Here is a 17,531-nt window from a genome sequence, read left to right as displayed (position 1 = left end):
CATTCTCTGCATAGGTGCTCCCTTCCATGTTTCTTACCCTGTTCGGAACGGTCGTGATCGCGGGCATCGTCGGCTATGCATCCGAGCGGATGGCGTTCACCCACAATGGCTATCTGCAAAGCATCATCATCTGCATCGGCGGGGCCTTTCTGTTCTATTTCGTCAGCATCATGTTCGGCTTCGGTTTCAGGGCGCAGGGACTGAACGCGATCATGGCGTCGGTCGGAGCGCTCGTCATCGTTCCGACGCATTGGCGGCGCTAGCCGGACGACAGGTGTTGAATACATAACATACCGTTGGATCTGGCAGGCGCGCGCGACATTCCCTCGGTGCCGTATCGATCAACGGGCATGAAGTCGCCTTTCGTGGGCATGAGGTCAAACTCCTGCGTCAGGACGATAGCAGATGCATTTCGCACTCGACTGACAGGTTGCTGGCGATTCATCGGCTATTAGGACTATTCGCCCATGCCCCTTGTGACAGGACCCGTACGGGACCCACTGCGAGGGATGAAAATGCATTTGACGTCAATCAAGGGAAGATGATCCTGCTGGCGGTTTTTGTGTCGGTCGTCTGGGCATCGCTGGTGACACTGAGTTATCGCGTCGGCAAGTTTCTCATCTTGTTCGGACCTGTCGGCGTACTGTCACTTCTTGTGATCTCCGGTCTTCTGGGCCGGTCCATCGGAAACGCTGTAGCAAGGATGACCGAAGTCATGTCGCGATTGTCCGATGGGCGAACGGATATCGTGATTCCCTTCACCGCACGTCGGGATGAATAGGGCGAGATGGCCATCGCAATGCAGGTCTTTCGGCGCAATGCCGAGGCGCAACGGGAACACGAGGCGCTCAAGGCCCGCAACGCCGAGACGAAGGCCGCCCGTGCCGAAGAAAGCCGGGCCCGCGCCGAGGCGGAGAGCGAGCGAGGCGGCGCGCGCAGGAGAGGCCGGCCGCGGCTTCGCCGTCGTCGCATCGGAGGGGCGCGCTTTCGCCGGGCGGGCGTCTCAGGCGGCACAGGATATCGGTACGTTGATTTCCGAAAGTTCGGCCCAGATCGGAACCGGTACGGCGCTGGTCACCCGCGCAGGCATGATATTTCGTTTCAGGATGTAGACCTTCCTTTAAAACTGTTGACCCGCCGCGGGATACGACACGTTTGACGTAAACATTGACGGGTATCCGGACCGATGTTTTCAAATCCGGTTCACAAGAACGTCTTCCCCGCCTGGACCGGTCCATTTCGACCTGCAAAGGAACGCTTGGACTCCATCTGGCAATGGTTGGGGGTGGACGCGGGACAGGGGGCCGCCTAACTCATGCCACGAGAGGATGGCCGTGATGAACAAACCCCCGCTGACCCTTTTTCTGGCCGCACCGCGCGGCTTTTGCGCGGGCGTGGATCGTGCCATCAAGATCGTGGAGATCGCACTGGAAAAATGGGGTGCGCCGGTTTTTGTGCGCCATGAAATTGTTCATAACCGCTACGTTGTCGACAGCCTGCGGGACAAGGGCGCCGTTTTCGTCGAGGACCTGGATGAATGCCCGCCCGACCGCCCCGTGATCTTCAGTGCGCATGGCGTACCCAAGGCAGTGCCCGCGGCGGCGGCTGCGCGTCAGATGGTGTTCGTCGACGCCACCTGTCCTTTGGTCAGCAAGGTTCATATAGAAGCCGCCCGCCATCATGAGGCGGGTTTGCAGATGATTATGATTGGCCACGCCGGTCACCCGGAAACCGTCGGTACGATGGGGCAGTTGCCCGAGGGCGCGGTCCTGCTGGTTGAGACGGCCGATGACGTGGCGACGTTAGAGCCGCATGATCCCGAGAAGCTGGCATTCATCACGCAGACAACTTTGTCAGTCGATGATACCGCCGCCGTGGTCGCCGCGCTCAAGGCGCGTTTCCCGGCAATCGTCGGACCGCACAAGGAAGATATCTGCTACGCCACCACCAACCGCCAAGAGGCGGTCAAGGCCATGGCTCCCGATTGCGACGCGATTCTGGTGGTCGGAGCGCCGAATTCGTCGAACTCTCGCAGGTTGGTCGAAGTTGGGGCAAAAGCAGGATGTGCGTATGCCCAACTGGTGCAGCGGGCGACGGATATCGACTGGCGCGCGCTGGACGGCATCCGTTCGATAGGGATCACGGCTGGTGCGAGTGCGCCAGAAGTTCTGATCGACGAAGTCGTCGACGCGTTTCGGGCTCGCTATGATGTGACGGTCGAATCGGTCGTAACCGCCGAGGAGCATGTGGAGTTCAAGGTCCCGCGCATTCTGCGCGAACGGGCCTGAGGATCGGCGCTTGCAGGCAACGCCGTCGCGATCCAGCTTGTATTCGTCCCACCCGCCGACGCGAAATGGACCACGCACCTGGTATGGTCCGACTCCAGAGCCGCCCGCGCAATCGACATGGCTGACGTCTGCCGGAACGCAGACTCCGATATGGCTGCTGTGACAGGATTGCGCCCCCGCTGGAACGGCAGGCAGCCGCAAAAGGGCGGCCGCGAGTTGGGGGCGGACCAGCTCAGTGGGTTCGTGGTAAAAAATCCGACCTCGTTAATATTCGTTAACGAAGTGTTACCAAATCTTATCATCGACAATCGGTGCGGGAGCTAAAACGCTTTGTCGTTCGCGCATCGCAATGTTTGTAGCCGTTACCCACAGCTGTCGAAGCCCTTGCTGGCGCGTGTCCGGCACGCGTAAATGTGTCAGGGTGGCCAAATGATTACCGTGCAGTTGCTTTTACAGCCCTGATCATCGTCATCGCCCCAGAAACCGGCGTCGTCTGCATACTGGCACCAGGACCGGGCAGCGGGTGCCTCTCCAGGTTGGCGGCGGCAGGATGCACTCTGGGTATTGTTCTGGCGCTTGCCACCGCGGCTTTGGGTTTAGGCGCGCTGGCTGTGCGCCCCGCGGACCGCAGATCCGATCCGTTGCTGCGCGTGGCGTGGCGTGGGGTTCTGATCAATGTTCTGAATCCCAGGTTGTCGATCTTCTTTCTGGCATTTTGCCGCCTTTCCTGTCCGGCGATGCCAGCCAAGCCACAGTCGAGATGGCAACGTTCGGAGGCAGTTTCATGGCGATGACGTTTACGGTCTTAGCCATCTACGGCCTGTTCGCCGGGGCATTGCGTGTCCGATTGCTGTCAAGCGATCGCGCGATGGCTTGGCTGAATCGCAGCTTCGGCGGTCTTCACGGGCATGGCGGGACGATTGGCATAGGAGCGCATCTGACTGACCGGATTGAATGCGACGCGCATTATCTGCGGCATGCCCAGAGCGCATGGAAAATCTGAGCTGCGCCGATCCGCCCTGATATACGGCCTAGCGCGCACAAGTTTCCGGTTCCCCGCCGCGCTCGCCCGTGGCATCTGCAGCGCATGTTCGACGCTCGCATCCCGATATCCGCTCTTCTGCTCGGTTTGACCGGTCTTTTGCCATTCATCTGGGGACAGGTGACCATCATCTCCGACCCGGCCGCAGCGCTAACAATGGAATGGATGGGTCCGCGATTCATCGGGCCATATGTCGGGCTGTTCTATGGCTCGGTCATCCTGTCGTTCATGTCCGGCGTGCTATGGGGATTTGCCACACAGGCCGAAGGGCGGGTCGCGGCGACAGGATACGCCTTGTCCACGCTGCCCGCGCTCTGGGCGTTTTTCATGACCGGGGGCGGGCCGACCAGCGCGGCCATTGCATTGGTCGCGGGATACATCGGCCTGCTGGGTCTGGACTGGCTGTTCTGGCAACAGGGATTGGCCCCGGCATGGTGGATGAAATTAAGGCTGATCCTGACGGCAGGCGTTGTTGCCAGCCTTTTACCGATCGCGTTCTGAGAGGGGTTCGATGGATTTGACGGCTTATACCGATGGTGCCTGTAGTGGAAATCCGGGGCCCGGCGGCTGGGGCGCGCTTCTCGTTGCGTCCGAAGGCGGGGCGGTGTTGCGCGAGCGGGAGTTGAAGGGCGGCGAAGCCGACACCACCAACAACCGAATGGAACTGCTGGCCGCGATCCATGCGCTGGAAGCGTTGGAGCGGCCATCGACGCTGACTGTTGTTACCGATTCGGCCTATGTGAAGGGTGGCGTCACAGTTTGGATGCATGGTTGGAAGAAGAACGGCTGGAAGACATCGACCCGCAAGCCGGTCAAGAACGAGGACCTGTGGAAGCGTCTGGACACCGCACAGGCGCGTCATAAGGTGAACTGGAAATGGGTCAAGGGCCACGCAGGACACCCCGAGAACGAAAGGGCGGACGAATTGGCACGGGCCGGTATGGCACCGTTCAAGGACAAACGGTGACGGCATGATACTGACCACCGCGCTTGACCTGGCATCCGTGCTGGTGTTCGCGATTACAGGCGCTCTGGTCGCTGCGCGGTCGCAACTGGACCCGGTCGGTTTCATTTTTATAGCCTGCCTGACGGCGGTGGGCGGCGGTACAGTCCGTGATGTACTGCTGGGGCGCGATCCGGTCTTCTGGGTGGGCAATCCGACTCCGCTGGCAGTCGCGGGCAGTGCGGCAATTCTGGTATTTTTCACGCATCATCTGCTGGCGTCACGGATGGCGTGGATCATCTGGCTGGATGCCGTCGCCTTGTCGATTGCAGTAGCTGCCGGAGTCGGCGTGGCCTACGGACTGGGTCAGCCGATCTGGGCACAGGTTGTCATGGGTGTCGTGACAGGAAGTATGGGCGGCCTGTTGCGGGACGTGGTCTGCAACGAAGTGCCGCTGGTTCTGAAACAGGGTGAACTCTATGTCACTGCGGCCCTGGCGGGGGGCGGGGCTGCCGTAGTGACGCGGGAGGGTGGCGGCGCGGGGCTGCTGCCGCTGGCGGCCTGCATCGCGGTGACATTCCTGCTGAGGGCCGGAGCAATCCGTTATGGGTGGAGTTTGCCATCGTTCCGCCCGCGTCCGCCGCGAACATGATACCAGGCTGAAAACGTCCTGGCGAATGACTTTACGACGATCTACCTGGCGGCGACTGCAGCCGGCTCGGCTTCGCGGTTTTCCCGCGGTGGGCGTCCAATGACGTCTCGCAGATCTTCCAGCTCGATGAAATTGTCGGCCTGACGGCGAAGATCATCTGCAATCATCGGAGGCTGGCTTCGCATGGTAGAGCAGACCGATACACGGACGCCCTTGCGCTGCAACGCTTCGACCAGAGGTCGGAAATCGCCATCCCCCGAGAACAAAACAATGTGATCGACGTGGTCCGCGGCCTCCAGCGCATCGACGGCCAGTTCGATGTCCATGTTGCCCTTGATCTTGCGCCGACCTTGACTGTCAGTGAATTCCTTGGCGGGCTTCGTAATCATATTAAAGCCGTTGTATTGCAGCCAGTCGACCAACGGGCGGATCGGCGAGTATTCGTCGTTCTCAAGCAGGGCCGTATAATAGCAGGCGCGTAACAGCTTGCCACGTCGAACGAATTCCTGCCGTAGCAGCTTGTAGTCTATGTCGAATGAAAGCGCCTTTGCAGCGGCATACAAATTCGAGCCATCGATGAAGAGCGCCAATCGCTCGTCCCGGTAAAACATTTCAGATCCTCATGGAGAACGCCCGGACCCGATCAACGATGAGTGAAATCGTCAGGTACAGCTTCTCTCTGTAATTTCTTACATATAGTGGTTGTCAGATGCAGCAACAATGTTTGGTCATCCGGTGACATTATGTCTAATCGCGCTCGGTGCCAATTCCGGCGTCAGTTTCGCCGCAAACGCGCGGGGTCTTGCCAAGGCGGCCCGACAATTGCCCGGCCGAATAGGCGCGATTTCGCGGATTTACCGGACGCCTGCATGGCCACCGGGGGCGGGTCCGGATTTCGCAAATGCCGTTGCCTTGCTGCACTGCACGATGGCGCCGAGTATCCTGTTGGACCGGTTGCATGGTATCGAGGCGCGCCATGGGCGGGTGCGCGAGCGTCGTTGGGGTGCGCGGACGCTTGACCTCGATCTTCTTGACTGGAACGGCACGATGCGCCCGGATGTGACGACCGTGCGACATTGGATGACGTTGCCCCCAGCCGATCAGGTCAGCATAGCGCCGGACCAATTGATCCTGCCACACCCGCGCCTTCAGGACCGGGCTTTCGTGCTGATCCCGCTGTGCGACGTGGCTCCGGACTGGCGGCATCCGCTGACCGGACGGACGGCGCGGGCAATGCTGATGGCCCTGTCGGGGACCGAGCGTGGACAAATCACCGCGATTGGACCCGTGAACGGGGTTGTCAATATAAAACGTCGGTAATAGATACGCCTTTCCGACCCCCCTGACAGAGGTGCGCCCATGGCCCGCGTGACAGTCGAAGATTGCGTCGACAAGGTTCCCAATCGGTTTGAACTGGTGATGTTGGCCGCCCATCGGGCGCGCGAAATCGCCACCGGCAGCCCGGTGACCGTGGATCGGGACAACGACAAGAACCCCGTTGTCGCCCTGCGCGAGATCGCGGAGGAAACGCAGCGGGCTGATGACCTGCGTGAGCGCCTGATCGAATCGAACCAGACGCAGATCGAAGTTGACGAGCCGGAAGAGGACTCGATGGCCCTGCTTATGGGTGTCGAAAAGGACATGCCTGCCCAGGACGATATGTCCGAGGAAAAACTGCTGCGCGCGCTGATGGAGGCGCAAGGCCAGCCCTGACACTAGCGGAGGCCTGCGCGAGATGATCGAGGTCGAAGACCTGATCGCGCTGGTGCGCGCCTATAACCCCCGAACGAACGCTGATCTGATCCGCGAAGCCTATGCCTATGGGCGGGACATGCATGCAGGTCAGGTGCGTCGATCCGGCGAGCCGTATTTCACCCATCCTGTCGAAGTGGCCAGCTTGCTGACGGAACAGCGGCTGGACGACGCGACAATTATTACCGCGCTTCTGCACGATACGATCGAGGACACACGGTCCACATATGCCGAGGTCGAGGCGCGCTTCGGCCTCGAAATCGCCGAGATGGTCGACGGCGTTACCAAGCTGACGAACCTTGAACTCAGCTCTTCCGAGACCAAGCAGGCCGAGAATTTCCGCAAGCTGTTCATGGCGATGTCCAAGGACCTGCGGGTTATCCTGGTCAAGCTGACGGACCGGCTGCACAACATGCGCACCATCCGTCACATGGCGCATCACAAGCAGGCCCAGAAGGCGCATGAGACGATGGAAATCTATGCGCCGCTGGCCGGGCGCATGGGCATGCAATGGATGCGAGAGGAGTTGGAGGATCTGTGTTTCGCGGTCATCAACCCCGAGGCACGTAATTCCATCCTGCGCCGTTTCGTGACCCTGCAGCGCGAAGCGGGCAACGTCATACGTCGCATCACCGACGATATCGAAACCGAACTGGCCCGCGCCGATATCACCGCAACCGTCATGGGACGCGCGAAGCGCCCGTTCAGCATCTGGCGCAAGATGGAGGAAAAGGAGATCGGGTTCTCCCGTCTCTCCGACATCTATGGGTTCCGCATCATCGTCGGGTCAGAAGCTGATTGTTATCGTGCGCTCGGTGTCATCCACCAACGCTGGCGGTCCGTGCCGGGCCGTTTCAAGGACTATATCAGTCAGCCCAAGTCCAACGGCTATCGCTCGATCCATACGACGGTGTCGGGGCGCGACGGCAAGCGGGTCGAAGTGCAGATCCGCACTCGGGAAATGCACGAGGTCGCCGAACGCGGCGTGGCGGCGCACTGGTCGTATCGCGACGGTGTGCGGGCCGAGAATCCGTTCGCCGTCGATCCGGCGGAGTGGCTGAAGACGATGACCGAGCGCTTTGAGGAAGCCAGCGACCACGCCGAATTCATGGAAGCCGTGAAGCTGGAAATGTATACCGATCAGGTGTTCTGCTTCACACCCAAGGGTGATGTCATCAAGCTGCCCAAGGGGGCTACGCCCATCGACTTCGCCTATGCGATCCACACCCGCATCGGTCATCGCACCGTGGCGGCGCGGGTCGACGGAATGCGGGTGCCGCTCTGGACCCGTTTGCGCAACGGACAGTCGGTCGAAATCGTCACAGCCGAAGCGCAGTCACCGCAGGCCACCTGGATCGACATCGCAACCACCGGACGCGCGAAATCCGCGATCCGCCGCGCGCTCAAGGCCGAGCGACGGGGGGGGCATGTGCGGCTGGGGCGAGAACTGGCGCGTGCCTCCTTTTCGCAGGTCGGCAAGCGCTCGACCGACAAGGCGCTTGAGACCGCGGCCAAGGCGCTCGGGTTCGATGACGATGAAGATCTGCTGGCCGCCATCGGCGCGTCAGAGGTCAGCGCGAGAACCGTCGTCGCGACACTTTACCCCGAAATATCGCAAGCCCCCCCCGCGCCGGATGTTTCGCCCGAACGCGCTATTATCGGCCTCGACCCAAAGGCGCATTACGACCGCGCGACCTGTTGCCAGCCGGTACCGGGAGAGCGGATCGTGGGCATCACCAACAAGGGGCACGGCGTCACGCTCCACGCCATCGACTGCCCGCGCATGGCCGAATTCGAGGATCAGACAGACCGCTGGGTCGATCTGGGCTGGTCGCCGGGGCATCACGCCCCGCGCAATGCGGTCACTCTGGACTTGACGATAAGCAACGCGCCAGGGGTGCTGGGCCGGATTTGCCTTCTGATTGCGGAACAGAACGCTAATATCTCGGATCTGCGCTTTGTAGATCGGAAGCCGGACTTCTTCCGGCTGCTGATTGATGTCGACGTGCGTGACCGCGAGCACCTGCACAGCCTTGTCATGGCGATCGATACCGACAACGATGTGGCGCAGGTCCGCCGTCATCGCGAACGCCTGACACACCCGGGGCCGCCCCCGTCCATACCCGCCTGAGGACTGATCTTGTTCAAACGCCGCGACCGATTGCCCCTTTGGCAAAGCATCTGGCAGGCGGTCTGGCCGCGTGGCGGATGGGGTCGTGCCGCGATCTACGTCAAGCACCGGTTGCGGCGTTTGCCCGACACACCGCGCAAGATCAGCCGTGGCATCATGGTCGGCGTTTTCACGACGTTCACGCCATTTTACGGGTTGCACTTCTTCGTCGCGGCGAGCCTTGCCATCGCAGTGCGCGGCAACGTCATGGCTGCACTGCTGGGGACATTTTTCGGCAATCCGCTGACCTATGTGCCGATTGCAGTCGTGTCGCTCAACCTTGGGCATTTCATGCTGGGGACCGAAGTGCGCGGTGCCGTCGATGAAAATATCTTCGGCAAGTTCTTCGGCGCGGGTGAAGATCTTTTCTGGAACAGCTGGAACGCGCTGGTCGGCAATTCTGTCGACTGGACTGCGACCGCTGTATTCTGGAACGACGTATTTCTGCCGTGGCTGGTCGGCGGTCTGGTGCCGGGTATTTTCACCGGGATCGCCGCCTATACGATCAGCCTGCCGCTGATCGAAGCCTATCAGAAGCGCAGACGCGGCCGGATCAAGAAAAAGCTGGACGAGATCCGGCGCAAGGCGGCGGCGCGAGCTGCCGAGAAGAAAGCAAAGGGCGAGGCGAATGGATAAGCTGAGGCTGGGCATCAATATCGATCATGTGGCCACCATCCGGAATGCGCGCGGTGGCGACAATCCCGATCCGGTGCGCGCGGCCCTGATGGCGCAGGCCGCCGGAGCCGACGGGATTACGGCGCATTTACGCGAAGATCGTCGTCACATCCGCGATGCCGACATGGCGGCAATTGCCGAGGCCATCGACATTCCGCTGAATTTTGAAATGGCGGCGACCGAGGAAATGTGCCGTATCGCCTTGGCCACAAGGCCCCACGCCGTCTGTCTGGTGCCCGAGCGACGCGAGGAACGAACCACTGAGGGCGGGCTGGAGGTGGCGGGCGATGCCAACCGTCTGAAGAGCTATGTCGCGCCGCTGGCCGATATGGGTGCGCGCGTCTCGCTGTTCATAGCGGCCGACCCCCGGCAGATCGACGCCTCGGCCCGCGTAGGTGCGGCTGTCGTGGAACTGCACACCGGCAAGTATTGCGATGCTGTCGCCGAAGGACGGATCGAAGAAGCCGAAGCGGAGCTTGGGCGACTGATTTCCGCCGCGCGCCAGGCCGACGATCTGGGGCTGGAGGTGCATCTGGGCCATGGAATTACCTATGACAGTGTCACGGCATTGGCCGCGATTCCGCAGGCGGTAGAGTTGAACATCGGCCATTTCCTGATTGGCGAGGCCGTGTTTCGCGGCCTGCCCGACGCCATGGCCGAGATGCGGCGGCTGATGGATCAGGCGCGGGGCATGGTGCAGTGTTGACGCAAGGGCAAATCCAGTCCGCTTTGCCGATCAAGTTTTACAGATGATCCTTGGCATCGGCACCGATCTTGCGAACATCGACAGGGTGCAGGGTGTTCTCGACCGCTTTGGCGACAGGTTCCGCAACCGCGTGTTTACCCCCCGCGAACAGAGCAAGGCAGCCAGCCGCGTGGACGAGGCAGCGACCTATGCCAAACGCTGGGCCGCCAAGGAGGCATGTTCCAAGGCCCTCGGCACCGGGCTGCGTATGGGGATTTCATGGAAAGACATGGCCGTCAGCAACCTGCACTCCGGCCAGCCCGTAATGAGTGTGACCGGCTGGGCGGCGGAGCGTCTGGATATTATGTGCCCGGACGGATACGAGGCGATCATCCACGTCAGCCTGACAGACGACCACCCTTGGGCTCAGGCTTACGTCGTGATCGAAGCGCGCCCCTTCGCCTGATGCGCATCGCTTGACCATCTGAATTGCCGCGACACTTCGCCCTCGGGCGGGTGCGCTGTTGACAGCAAAGAGGGCAGGGGGCAGGGAACCGAAACGTAATTCTGGAAGGTGATCATGGCGAAGGCGGAGAAGAAGGAGGGTCTCTTCGAGACGGTCAAGACCGTGTTCTGGGCCCTGGTGATCGCAGGCATCTTCCGTACACTGTTCTTTCAGCCGTTCTGGATTCCGTCCGGCTCAATGAAAGACACGCTGCTGATCGGCGATTTCCTGTTCGTCAACAAAATGGCCTACGGTTATTCCCGCTATTCCTGCCCGTTTTCACTCTGTCCGGTGTCCGGCCGTATCTTAGGATCGCAACCTGAACGTGGGGATGTGATCGTCTTTCGCCATCCGGTCAATGGCACCGACTTCATCAAACGGCTGATCGGTCTGCCGGGGGATACGGTGCAGATGCGCGACGGCAGGCTTTACCTTAATGGCGAAGCGGTGCGGGTCGAACCGGCACCCGATCTCGTGGAGACGAAGGCCCCGCAGGGGCCGCAGCGCCTGACGCCGCGTTGTTCCAACGATCCCATCGGCCTGGGTGGTGAGTGCATTAAAGAGCGGTTTACCGAATATCTGCCGGGCAACGACCGCGGTCATTCGATCCTGAACATCGGTATTTCCAGCACTGACAATACCCCGGTCTTCACGGTTCCCGAGGGCCAGTATTTCTTCATGGGCGACAACCGCGACAACTCGCGCGACAGCCGGGTGCCCCGGTCGATCGGCGGCGTGGGGTTCGTGCCATATGAAAACCTGATCGGGCGGGCCGACCGGGTCGTCTTCTCCTCTGCCGGCAGTCGGATGCTGTATTTCTGGACATGGCGGCTGGACCGTTTCTTCGAGGAGATCGTTTGAAGCTTTCCCGCGATCTCGACGCTTTCCAGGACCGTATCGGTCATCGCTTCGGGCAGCCCGAGTTGCTGCTGCGTGCGATGACTCATTCGTCTATCGCATCCGATACCCGTCCCGACAATCAACGGCTTGAATTTCTGGGCGACCGCGTTCTGGGCCTCGTTATCGCCGAGGCGTTGATGAACGGCGACCGCACCGCCGAAGAAGGTCAGCTCGCCCCGCGCTTCAATGCACTGGTTCGCAAGGAGGCCTGCGCCGAAGTGGCCCGGTCAGTCGGGTTGGGCGATGTCCTCAAGCTTGGCAAATCGGAGCAGGTGACAGGCGGGCGTCGCAAGCTGGCATTGTTGGGCGACGCGATGGAAGCCCTGATCGCGGCGGTCTATCTGGATGCCGGACTGGACGCCGCCCGCGCGATGATCCTGCGCCTCTGGTCCGATCAGGTCGAGAATGTGGAATACGACGCCCGAGACGCCAAGACGACATTGCAGGAGTGGGCGCAGGCGCGCGGCATGAAGCCACCGGTCTATACTGTCACGGAACGGTCCGGCCCGGATCATGCGCCTGTTTTCCGCATCACTGCCAGCCTTGGGGACGGCCCGTCGGCAGACGGAGAAGCCCCGTCCAAGCGAGCAGCGGAACAGGCGGCGGCCAAGGCTCTGCTGACAGAGGTAAGTCATGACTGACCAATCAACTCGGGCTGGTTTCGTTGCCCTTATTGGCGAGCCGAATGCCGGGAAATCCACACTTCTCAACCGGATGGTGGGGGCCAAGGTGTCCATCGTCACGCACAAGGTCCAGACCACGCGCGCCCGTGTACGCGGTGTGGCGATGGCGGGGGCAAGCCAGCTGATCTTTGTCGATACGCCCGGATTGTTCCACCCCAAGCGCCGCCTGGATCGCGCCATGGTCGCAGCGGCCTGGACGGGGGCGGCGGACGCGGATGTGGTCGTTCTGTTGATCGAGGCGACACGCGGGCTGACCGAAGGTGTTGAGGCGATTTTGACTGCACTGGAGGACAAGCGCGGTGCGGGGCAGCCGGTCTTGCTGGCCATAAACAAGATCGACCGGGTTAAGGCCGATACGCTCTTGGCGCTGACCGAGAAGATGAACGCGCGCTACGCCTTTGACGGCACGTTCCTGATTTCAGCGGAACGCGGACACGGGGTCGAGGATCTGCGCGCCGATCTGGCGGCGCGGGTGCCGGTGGGGCCGTGGCTCTATCCCGAGGATCAGATCGCGGACCTGCCGCTCAGGACCATAGCGGCGGAAATTACGCGCGAGAAACTGACGCTGCGGCTGCATCAGGAGTTGCCGTATCAACTGACTGTGGAAACCGAGAAGTGGGAGGATCGTCCCGACGGGTCGGTGCGGATCGACCAGTTGATCTATGTTGTTCGGGATGGTCACAAGGGCATCGTGTTGGGCCGCAAGGGCGAGACGACGAAGGCCGTAGGACAGGCGGCGCGCGCCGATATGGAAGCGTTTTTGGGTCAGCGCGTCCACCTGTTCCTTCAGGTCAAGGTGCGGCCCGGCTGGATGGACGATGCGGAAAGGTTCGACGCAATGGGCCTGGATTTCAAGGACGGCAACGCCTGATGCGACTGACGGCATCCTTCTGGGTGTCCGCCTATCGCAAGCGGCTGGAGATGCACGACATATCCTGCTTCGTGGTGCGTCATGGCGACGATACGGCAGGCGCAGTACTGGTCAAGCTCAATACACTGGACGGAAATGCCCGTGTCTTTCAGCGCAGTTTCGACCTGATGACCGGGGACCGGTCGTGGATCGTGCTGGCCGAGGGCGAAGAAACGTATTGCGATCAGGCAATTGCGCGGCAAAACAGCTTTGATCCGGACCTTTGGGTGCTGGAGGTTGAAGACCGGCAGGGGCGGCATATGCTGGATCAGGACGGTATGGGCTGATGGAATGGCGGGACGAAGGCATTGTTCTCGCGGCGCGACCTCATGGCGAAACTTCTGTTATTCTCGAGATGTTTACGCGCGCGCACGGGCGCCATCTGGGCGTCGTGCATGGGGGTGTATCGCGCAAGAAATCCCCGATGCTGCAACCGGGCAATCAACTCGATGCAGTCTGGCGGGCCCGGTTGGAGAGCCATATGGGCGGCTGGACGGTGGAGCTGAAACGGTCGCGGGCGGCTGGAATATTGAGCGATCCTTTGCGGTTGGCTGCGTTGACGTCGGCCTGTTCAATGGCGTCGTTCGCTCTGCCGGAGCGAGAGGCGATGGAGGATTTCCAGACGCGGACAGAAGACCTTTGCGATGCGATCGTGGACGGGAAGGGTTGGATAACCGATTACGTTTATTGGGAAATGGCGCTTCTTGAGGTCACGGGCTTTCGGTTGGATCTGTCGGCTTGCGCGGTATCCGGTGGGGCGAACGATCTGGCCTATGTCAGTCCGCGTACGGGTCGCGCGGTCAGTCGGTCGGGGGCCGGGGAGTGGGCATCCAAGTTGTTGAAATTGCCGGATATACTTCTCGGTGGAGCGCCGTCGATTGAAGGTGCTGTCGCGGCTTTGGAGGTTACCGGGTTCTTTTTGGAGAACAGGCTAGCGCCGTCACTGGGCAATCGGCCTGTGCCGCCAGCACGTCAGCGATTGCTGGCGGCGCTGAAATCCGAGGTATGAGGAACGGGTGATCCACGGGTGATCTGCGTCGGACGTCGAGGGCGCAGAACGTCGCGTCTTTCCCCTGCGTAAGCGTCAGGGGAGGAGGGGATAACTCAGGTTTTACCCGAGCAAGCGGCGGGCGATCACCTGAGCCTGAATTTCCGCGCGCGGCGGAGGCGAAAGGTCCACTGGACCTTTCTTCACTTTTGCTGGCCGAGGAGTCTTCTTGCGATGACCTGAGCCTGAATTTCCGCCGCGCCTTCGAAGATGTTCAGGATGCGGGCGTCGCAGAGCAGGCGGCTGATCGGGTATTCCAGGGCGAAGCCGTTGCCACCGTGGATCTGCAACCCGTTGTCGGCGGCGGCCCATGCGGTGCGTGCGCCCAGCAGTTTGGCCATGCCCGCTTCGATGTCGCAGCGGCGGTCGTTGTCCTTCTCCCCGGCGGAGAAATAGGTGAGCTGTCGCGTGACCATGATGTCGACGGCCATCATCGCCAGTTTGTTGGCGACGCGGGGGAATTCGATCAGGGCCTTGCCGAACTGGGTGCGGGTTTCGGCATAGGCAAGCGCTTCGTCCAATGAGGCCTGTGCGACGCCGATGGCGCGTGCGGCGGTCTGGATGCGAGCGCTCTCGAACGTCTGCATCAACTGCTTGAAGCCCGCGCCGGTGACGCCGCCCAGAAGGTTGTCGCCCGCGACGTGAAAGCCGTCGAAGGCCAGTTCATATTCCTTCATGCCACGGTAGCCCAGCACCTCGATCTCGCCGCCGGTCATGCCGTGGGTCGGGAAGGGTGCTTCGTCCGTGCCGGGCGTTTTTTCGGCAAGGAACATCGACAAGCCCTTGTAGTCGGTGGACTCGGGGTCGGTCCGCGCCAAGAGGGTCATCATATGTGTGCGAGCTGCGTGGGTGATCCAGGTCTTGTTGCCGGTCACGGTCCAGTCGTCGCCTGTCCTGACGGCACGCGTCTTGAGGGAGCCGAGGTCGGAGCCGGTATTCGGTTCGGTAAAGACAGCAGTGGGAAGCGTTTCGCCCGAGGCGAGTTTGGGCAGCCACTTGGCTTTCTGGTCGTCGGTGCCGCCACAGAGGATCAATTCAGCCGCGATTTCCGAGCGGGTGCCCAGCGAGCCGACGCCGATATAGCCGCGCGACAGTTCCTCGGACACGACACACATCGCCGCCTTGGGCAGGCCGAGGCCGCCAAATTCTTCGGGGATGGTCAGGCCGAAGACGCCCATTTCGGCCATCTCGTCGATGACCTCCATCGGGATCAGTTCGTCGCGCAAATGCCAGCCGTGGGCGTGGGGCGCGACCTTGTCGGTGGACCAGCGGCGAAACTGGTCGCGGATCATGTCGAGTTCTTCGTCCTGCCCGGTGGCACCGAAGGTGGCGTTGGCGGTGCCATCACGCATCAGGGCGACGAGGCGGGTTCGGGCGGCCTGGATGTTGCCCTGACTGCACAATGTCATCACGGCTGGGATCATCAGACTGCGCTGTTGGTCCTGAGTCAGGCCGATGTCATCCATGCGGACGATTTCGCCCTGCGACATCGGGATACCGCCACGGACCTGCAAAAGGTATTCGCCGAACGCGATCTGGTGGATCAACATCTCCATCTCGCCAAAGCTGCCGGTGGCATTCAGACGGTCTGCCCAATTCTGCATCTGACGCAGGGCCTGCGCATAGGTCGCAAGCCAGGCGAAGCCGTGGGTGGCGGTCTGGCAGGCCTCCATAAGATCTGGGGCAATGCGGCTGTCACGGGTGACATGGGCCGCTGCCGCCTCCCTGGCAGCGACGACAAGCACATCGAGCGCCTCGGTTGCCGTCGCGGTGAGCGTCAGAAGGTCCGGCAGAATCGTCGGCATGTCGAGCGGCATCGTCTGTCCATCGTGGGGCATCGGACCCTCCTGAGCTTTGGTTATTGTGCAGTTGCAGCGAAACTTAATTGCATGAAAATACCTCCGCAAGTGTATAAAGTGTCTCATGGGCGGGCTGGTCTGTCGGCATTGCCCGTCGTAGGCAGGCGGCATGGAATACCTTTCTCCCTTCGCCTGGACTCTTGCGCTCGTCATCGCGCTGTTCGCGGGAATAGTTAAGGGATCGATCGGCTTTGCCCTGCCGCTGATCATGATTTCGGGGCTTTCAAGTTTCCTCGATCCGAAACTGGCGCTTGCCGGGATACTGATATCAGTGCTTGCCACCAACGTGTGGCAGGTCACACGTCAGGGGTGGGAGCCTGCACGCGATGCGGCGGTGCTGCACTGGCGGTATCTGCTGATCGTGATGGTGGCGATTTTCGCAGCGGCGCAGATTGTCACCCGTATCCCCGGTCAGGTGTTTTATTTCATACTGGGTATCCCCGTCGTGGCGTTGTCGCTGATCCAGCTGGTCGGTGTGCGCCTTTCGATCGCGCCTGAGCGTCGCGTCACGGCGGAATGGGGAATCGGACTGATTTCCGGTCTGCTTGGCGGGCTGACCGGAACATGGGGACCGACGACGGTGCTGTATCTGCTGGCCATCGATACGCCGAAGGCGCGGCAAATGGTGGTACAGGGCGTAATTTACGGGGCGGGATCGGTGGTTCTGGTGCTGGCACATCTGCGGTCCGGCATCCTGAACGGCGAAACGGTGTGGTTTTCGGCTGCCATGCTGCCTGCGGCGTTGATCGGTATGGCGATCGGATTCAAGGCTCAGGACCGGATGGATCAGGCGTTGTTCAAGCGCGTGACGCTGATCGTGCTGGTCGTCGCGGGGGTGAACCTGATCCGCAAGGGGTTGAGTGGTTTCTAGAAAATGGCCGGATTCCCGGCAGCGCGGCTCAGGACAGGAACTGGAAGCAGGCCTGTTCGACGCGGCCACGACCTTCGCTTTCGGTTACCGTGAAGGGCACACGGACGACCGGGGTGCCGTCGACCTCGATTGAAAATTCCCAGGCGCCGGGCACTTTTTCGTAGTCCATCTCGAAGGTGAAAAGGTTCAGACTCTCGCTTCCCGGTTCGATCACGTCGGACCATTCCTCTCGCTCGACGCCGCGGTCGCCCATCGGGGGGTGGGTGACGACAACGGTGACATCCTGCATGGGCATGCCGGGTTTCAGGGCGGTGCGAAACCCGAAGCTGAGGTTATCCATCGCGGGCACGATGCGATCCGGCAGGTCGAAGGTCTGCCCTTGCTGAATCAGGCGGATATAGCCCGCTTCCGTGCCTGGCGCCTCGACAAGTTCGCCGGTGGACTCGCGCGGGCAGATGATGCCGGCGTCGACCAGGCGGACCTGTGCAGTGGCCGGAGTGACGATCGTCAGCAGCAGGACAGTGGCAAGGGAACGGATCATATGAAGG

23 protein-coding genes are annotated in these 17,531 nt (G+C 61.3%); 20 read left to right on the top strand and 3 right to left on the bottom strand.

From position 1 onward, the window contains the following. Positions 1-26: 26 nt before the first annotated feature. The 8 genes from AC13C2_RS01840 (at position 27) to AC13C2_RS01805 (ending at position 4,925) form a co-directional block, all read left to right on the top strand. Positions 27-263: a hypothetical protein gene (locus AC13C2_RS01840; RefSeq protein WP_092760929.1), complete on the top strand. Its 237-nt coding sequence runs from the start codon at positions 27-29 to the stop codon at positions 261-263. Positions 264-541: 278 nt separating this feature from the next. Next, a complete protein-coding gene (locus AC13C2_RS01835; protein ID WP_092760931.1) occupies positions 542-781 on the top strand; it encodes a hypothetical protein in 240 nt (79 codons plus the stop codon). After that, the gene (locus tag AC13C2_RS01830; protein WP_092760933.1) at positions 774-1,112 is read left to right on the top strand and encodes a methyl-accepting chemotaxis protein; all 339 of its coding nucleotides are present in this window, start codon (positions 774-776) and stop codon (positions 1,110-1,112) included. The genes AC13C2_RS01835 and AC13C2_RS01830 overlap by 8 nt, the downstream gene beginning before the upstream one ends. A gap of 225 nt (positions 1,113-1,337) precedes the next feature. Continuing rightward, a complete protein-coding gene (gene ispH, locus AC13C2_RS01825; RefSeq protein WP_424337640.1) occupies positions 1,338-2,288 on the top strand; it encodes a 4-hydroxy-3-methylbut-2-enyl diphosphate reductase in 951 nt (316 codons plus the stop codon). 784 nt (positions 2,289-3,072) lie between these two features. Continuing rightward, a complete protein-coding gene (locus AC13C2_RS01820) occupies positions 3,073-3,291 on the top strand; it encodes a hypothetical protein (RefSeq protein ID WP_482885762.1) in 219 nt (72 codons plus the stop codon). Between the two features lie 84 nt (positions 3,292-3,375). Beyond that, positions 3,376-3,831 (top strand): DUF3429 domain-containing protein, encoded by a 456-nt coding sequence (locus AC13C2_RS01815; RefSeq protein WP_482885761.1) that lies wholly within the window; start codon positions 3,376-3,378, stop codon positions 3,829-3,831. Positions 3,832-3,841: 10 nt separating this feature from the next. Continuing rightward, positions 3,842-4,297: a ribonuclease HI gene (gene rnhA / locus AC13C2_RS01810; RefSeq protein WP_482885760.1), complete on the top strand. Its 456-nt coding sequence runs from the start codon at positions 3,842-3,844 to the stop codon at positions 4,295-4,297. 4 nt (positions 4,298-4,301) lie between these two features. Next, positions 4,302-4,925, top strand: coding sequence for a trimeric intracellular cation channel family protein (locus AC13C2_RS01805; protein WP_482885759.1), 624 nt, complete (start codon positions 4,302-4,304; stop codon positions 4,923-4,925). 41 nt (positions 4,926-4,966) lie between these two features. Here the strand turns inward: AC13C2_RS01805 and AC13C2_RS01800 are convergent, their stop codons facing one another. Next, positions 4,967-5,536: a LabA-like NYN domain-containing protein gene (locus AC13C2_RS01800; protein ID WP_339645587.1), complete on the bottom strand. Its 570-nt coding sequence runs from the start codon at positions 5,534-5,536 to the stop codon at positions 4,967-4,969. A 109-nt stretch (positions 5,537-5,645) separates the two neighbouring features. On the opposite strand from AC13C2_RS01800, the gene folK reads away from it, so the two are divergent. From folK to recO, 11 genes are all read left to right on the top strand, one after another. Beyond that, a complete protein-coding gene (folK, locus tag AC13C2_RS01795) occupies positions 5,646-6,245 on the top strand; it encodes a 2-amino-4-hydroxy-6-hydroxymethyldihydropteridine diphosphokinase (RefSeq protein ID WP_474522256.1) in 600 nt (199 codons plus the stop codon). Between the two features lie 39 nt (positions 6,246-6,284). Further along, on the top strand, positions 6,285-6,638 hold the full coding sequence (gene rpoZ, locus AC13C2_RS01790) for a DNA-directed RNA polymerase subunit omega (protein ID WP_092760947.1): 354 nt from the start codon (positions 6,285-6,287) through the stop codon (positions 6,636-6,638). A 22-nt stretch (positions 6,639-6,660) separates the two neighbouring features. Continuing rightward, the gene (locus AC13C2_RS01785; protein WP_482885758.1) at positions 6,661-8,808 is read left to right on the top strand and encodes a RelA/SpoT family protein; all 2,148 of its coding nucleotides are present in this window, start codon (positions 6,661-6,663) and stop codon (positions 8,806-8,808) included. A 9-nt stretch (positions 8,809-8,817) separates the two neighbouring features. Further along, positions 8,818-9,483, top strand: coding sequence for a DUF2062 domain-containing protein (locus AC13C2_RS01780; protein WP_342707743.1), 666 nt, complete (start codon positions 8,818-8,820; stop codon positions 9,481-9,483). Continuing rightward, positions 9,476-10,228 (top strand): pyridoxine 5'-phosphate synthase, encoded by a 753-nt coding sequence (locus AC13C2_RS01775; protein WP_482885756.1) that lies wholly within the window; start codon positions 9,476-9,478, stop codon positions 10,226-10,228. Before AC13C2_RS01780 ends, AC13C2_RS01775 begins: the two co-directional genes overlap by 8 nt. A 43-nt stretch (positions 10,229-10,271) precedes the next feature. After that, the gene (gene acpS / locus AC13C2_RS01770; RefSeq protein ID WP_482885755.1) at positions 10,272-10,673 is read left to right on the top strand and encodes a holo-ACP synthase; all 402 of its coding nucleotides are present in this window, start codon (positions 10,272-10,274) and stop codon (positions 10,671-10,673) included. Positions 10,674-10,787: 114 nt separating this feature from the next. Beyond that, positions 10,788-11,573 carry a signal peptidase I gene (gene lepB / locus AC13C2_RS01765; RefSeq protein ID WP_482885754.1) on the top strand — a complete coding sequence of 262 codons (786 nt, stop codon included), beginning with the start codon at positions 10,788-10,790 and terminating at the stop codon, positions 11,571-11,573. Beyond that, positions 11,570-12,253: a ribonuclease III gene (rnc, locus tag AC13C2_RS01760; RefSeq protein WP_092760959.1), complete on the top strand. Its 684-nt coding sequence runs from the start codon at positions 11,570-11,572 to the stop codon at positions 12,251-12,253. The genes lepB and rnc overlap by 4 nt, the downstream gene beginning before the upstream one ends. After that, the gene (era, locus tag AC13C2_RS01755) at positions 12,246-13,166 is read left to right on the top strand and encodes a GTPase Era (RefSeq protein WP_339645607.1); all 921 of its coding nucleotides are present in this window, start codon (positions 12,246-12,248) and stop codon (positions 13,164-13,166) included. Before rnc ends, era begins: the two co-directional genes overlap by 8 nt. After that, positions 13,163-13,492 carry a DUF1491 family protein gene (locus tag AC13C2_RS01750; RefSeq protein WP_092761303.1) on the top strand — a complete coding sequence of 110 codons (330 nt, stop codon included), beginning with the start codon at positions 13,163-13,165 and terminating at the stop codon, positions 13,490-13,492. Before era ends, AC13C2_RS01750 begins: the two co-directional genes overlap by 4 nt. Further along, entirely contained in the window at positions 13,492-14,214 is a 723-nt protein-coding gene (recO, locus tag AC13C2_RS01745) for a DNA repair protein RecO (RefSeq protein WP_092760962.1), read from the top strand. The genes AC13C2_RS01750 and recO overlap by 1 nt, the downstream gene beginning before the upstream one ends. A gap of 182 nt (positions 14,215-14,396) precedes the next feature. Here recO and AC13C2_RS01740 read toward each other — a convergent pair whose 3' ends face one another. Further along, a complete protein-coding gene (locus tag AC13C2_RS01740; RefSeq protein WP_482885753.1) occupies positions 14,397-16,091 on the bottom strand; it encodes an acyl-CoA dehydrogenase family protein in 1,695 nt (564 codons plus the stop codon). 130 nt (positions 16,092-16,221) lie between these two features. Here AC13C2_RS01740 and AC13C2_RS01735 point away from each other — a divergent pair, with 130 nt between their 5' ends. After that, positions 16,222-16,983, top strand: coding sequence for a sulfite exporter TauE/SafE family protein (locus tag AC13C2_RS01735; protein WP_482885752.1), 762 nt, complete (start codon positions 16,222-16,224; stop codon positions 16,981-16,983). A 28-nt stretch (positions 16,984-17,011) separates the two neighbouring features. Here AC13C2_RS01735 and AC13C2_RS01730 read toward each other — a convergent pair whose 3' ends face one another. Then, on the bottom strand, positions 17,012-17,524 hold the full coding sequence (locus AC13C2_RS01730; protein ID WP_175495790.1) for a DUF3859 domain-containing protein: 513 nt from the start codon (positions 17,522-17,524) through the stop codon (positions 17,012-17,014). Between the last annotated feature and the right edge of the window lie 7 nt (positions 17,525-17,531).

The sequence above is a fragment of the Jannaschia sp. L-14R genome (assembly GCF_056857695.1).
This window is presented reverse-complemented; position numbering and strand designations above follow the sequence as displayed.

Excerpts from the sequence above, each read along its gene's own strand:
- AC13C2_RS01840 (WP_092760929.1), top strand. The coding sequence starts at position 27 with ATGTTTCTTACCCTGTTCGGAACGGTCGTGATCGCGGGCATCGTCGGC.
- AC13C2_RS01835 (WP_092760931.1), top strand. The coding sequence starts at position 542 with ATGATCCTGCTGGCGGTTTTTGTGTCGGTCGTCTGGGCATCGCTGGTG.
- AC13C2_RS01830 (WP_092760933.1), top strand. The coding sequence starts at position 774 with ATGAATAGGGCGAGATGGCCATCGCAATGCAGGTCTTTCGGCGCAATG.
- ispH (WP_424337640.1), top strand. The coding sequence starts at position 1,338 with ATGAACAAACCCCCGCTGACCCTTTTTCTGGCCGCACCGCGCGGCTTT.
- AC13C2_RS01820 (WP_482885762.1), top strand. The coding sequence starts at position 3,073 with ATGGCGATGACGTTTACGGTCTTAGCCATCTACGGCCTGTTCGCCGGG.
- AC13C2_RS01815 (WP_482885761.1), top strand. The coding sequence starts at position 3,376 with ATGTTCGACGCTCGCATCCCGATATCCGCTCTTCTGCTCGGTTTGACC.
- rnhA (WP_482885760.1), top strand. The coding sequence starts at position 3,842 with ATGGATTTGACGGCTTATACCGATGGTGCCTGTAGTGGAAATCCGGGG.
- AC13C2_RS01805 (WP_482885759.1), top strand. The coding sequence starts at position 4,302 with ATGATACTGACCACCGCGCTTGACCTGGCATCCGTGCTGGTGTTCGCG.
- AC13C2_RS01800 (WP_339645587.1), bottom strand. The coding sequence starts at position 5,536 with ATGTTTTACCGGGACGAGCGATTGGCGCTCTTCATCGATGGCTCGAAT.
- folK (WP_474522256.1), top strand. The coding sequence starts at position 5,646 with ATGTTTGGTCATCCGGTGACATTATGTCTAATCGCGCTCGGTGCCAAT.
- rpoZ (WP_092760947.1), top strand. The coding sequence starts at position 6,285 with ATGGCCCGCGTGACAGTCGAAGATTGCGTCGACAAGGTTCCCAATCGG.
- AC13C2_RS01785 (WP_482885758.1), top strand. The coding sequence starts at position 6,661 with ATGATCGAGGTCGAAGACCTGATCGCGCTGGTGCGCGCCTATAACCCC.
- AC13C2_RS01775 (WP_482885756.1), top strand. The coding sequence starts at position 9,476 with ATGGATAAGCTGAGGCTGGGCATCAATATCGATCATGTGGCCACCATC.
- acpS (WP_482885755.1), top strand. The coding sequence starts at position 10,272 with ATGATCCTTGGCATCGGCACCGATCTTGCGAACATCGACAGGGTGCAG.
- lepB (WP_482885754.1), top strand. The coding sequence starts at position 10,788 with ATGGCGAAGGCGGAGAAGAAGGAGGGTCTCTTCGAGACGGTCAAGACC.
- era (WP_339645607.1), top strand. The coding sequence starts at position 12,246 with ATGACTGACCAATCAACTCGGGCTGGTTTCGTTGCCCTTATTGGCGAG.
- recO (WP_092760962.1), top strand. The coding sequence starts at position 13,492 with ATGGAATGGCGGGACGAAGGCATTGTTCTCGCGGCGCGACCTCATGGC.
- AC13C2_RS01740 (WP_482885753.1), bottom strand. The coding sequence starts at position 16,091 with ATGCCCCACGATGGACAGACGATGCCGCTCGACATGCCGACGATTCTG.
- AC13C2_RS01735 (WP_482885752.1), top strand. The coding sequence starts at position 16,222 with ATGGAATACCTTTCTCCCTTCGCCTGGACTCTTGCGCTCGTCATCGCG.
- AC13C2_RS01730 (WP_175495790.1), bottom strand. The coding sequence starts at position 17,524 with ATGATCCGTTCCCTTGCCACTGTCCTGCTGCTGACGATCGTCACTCCG.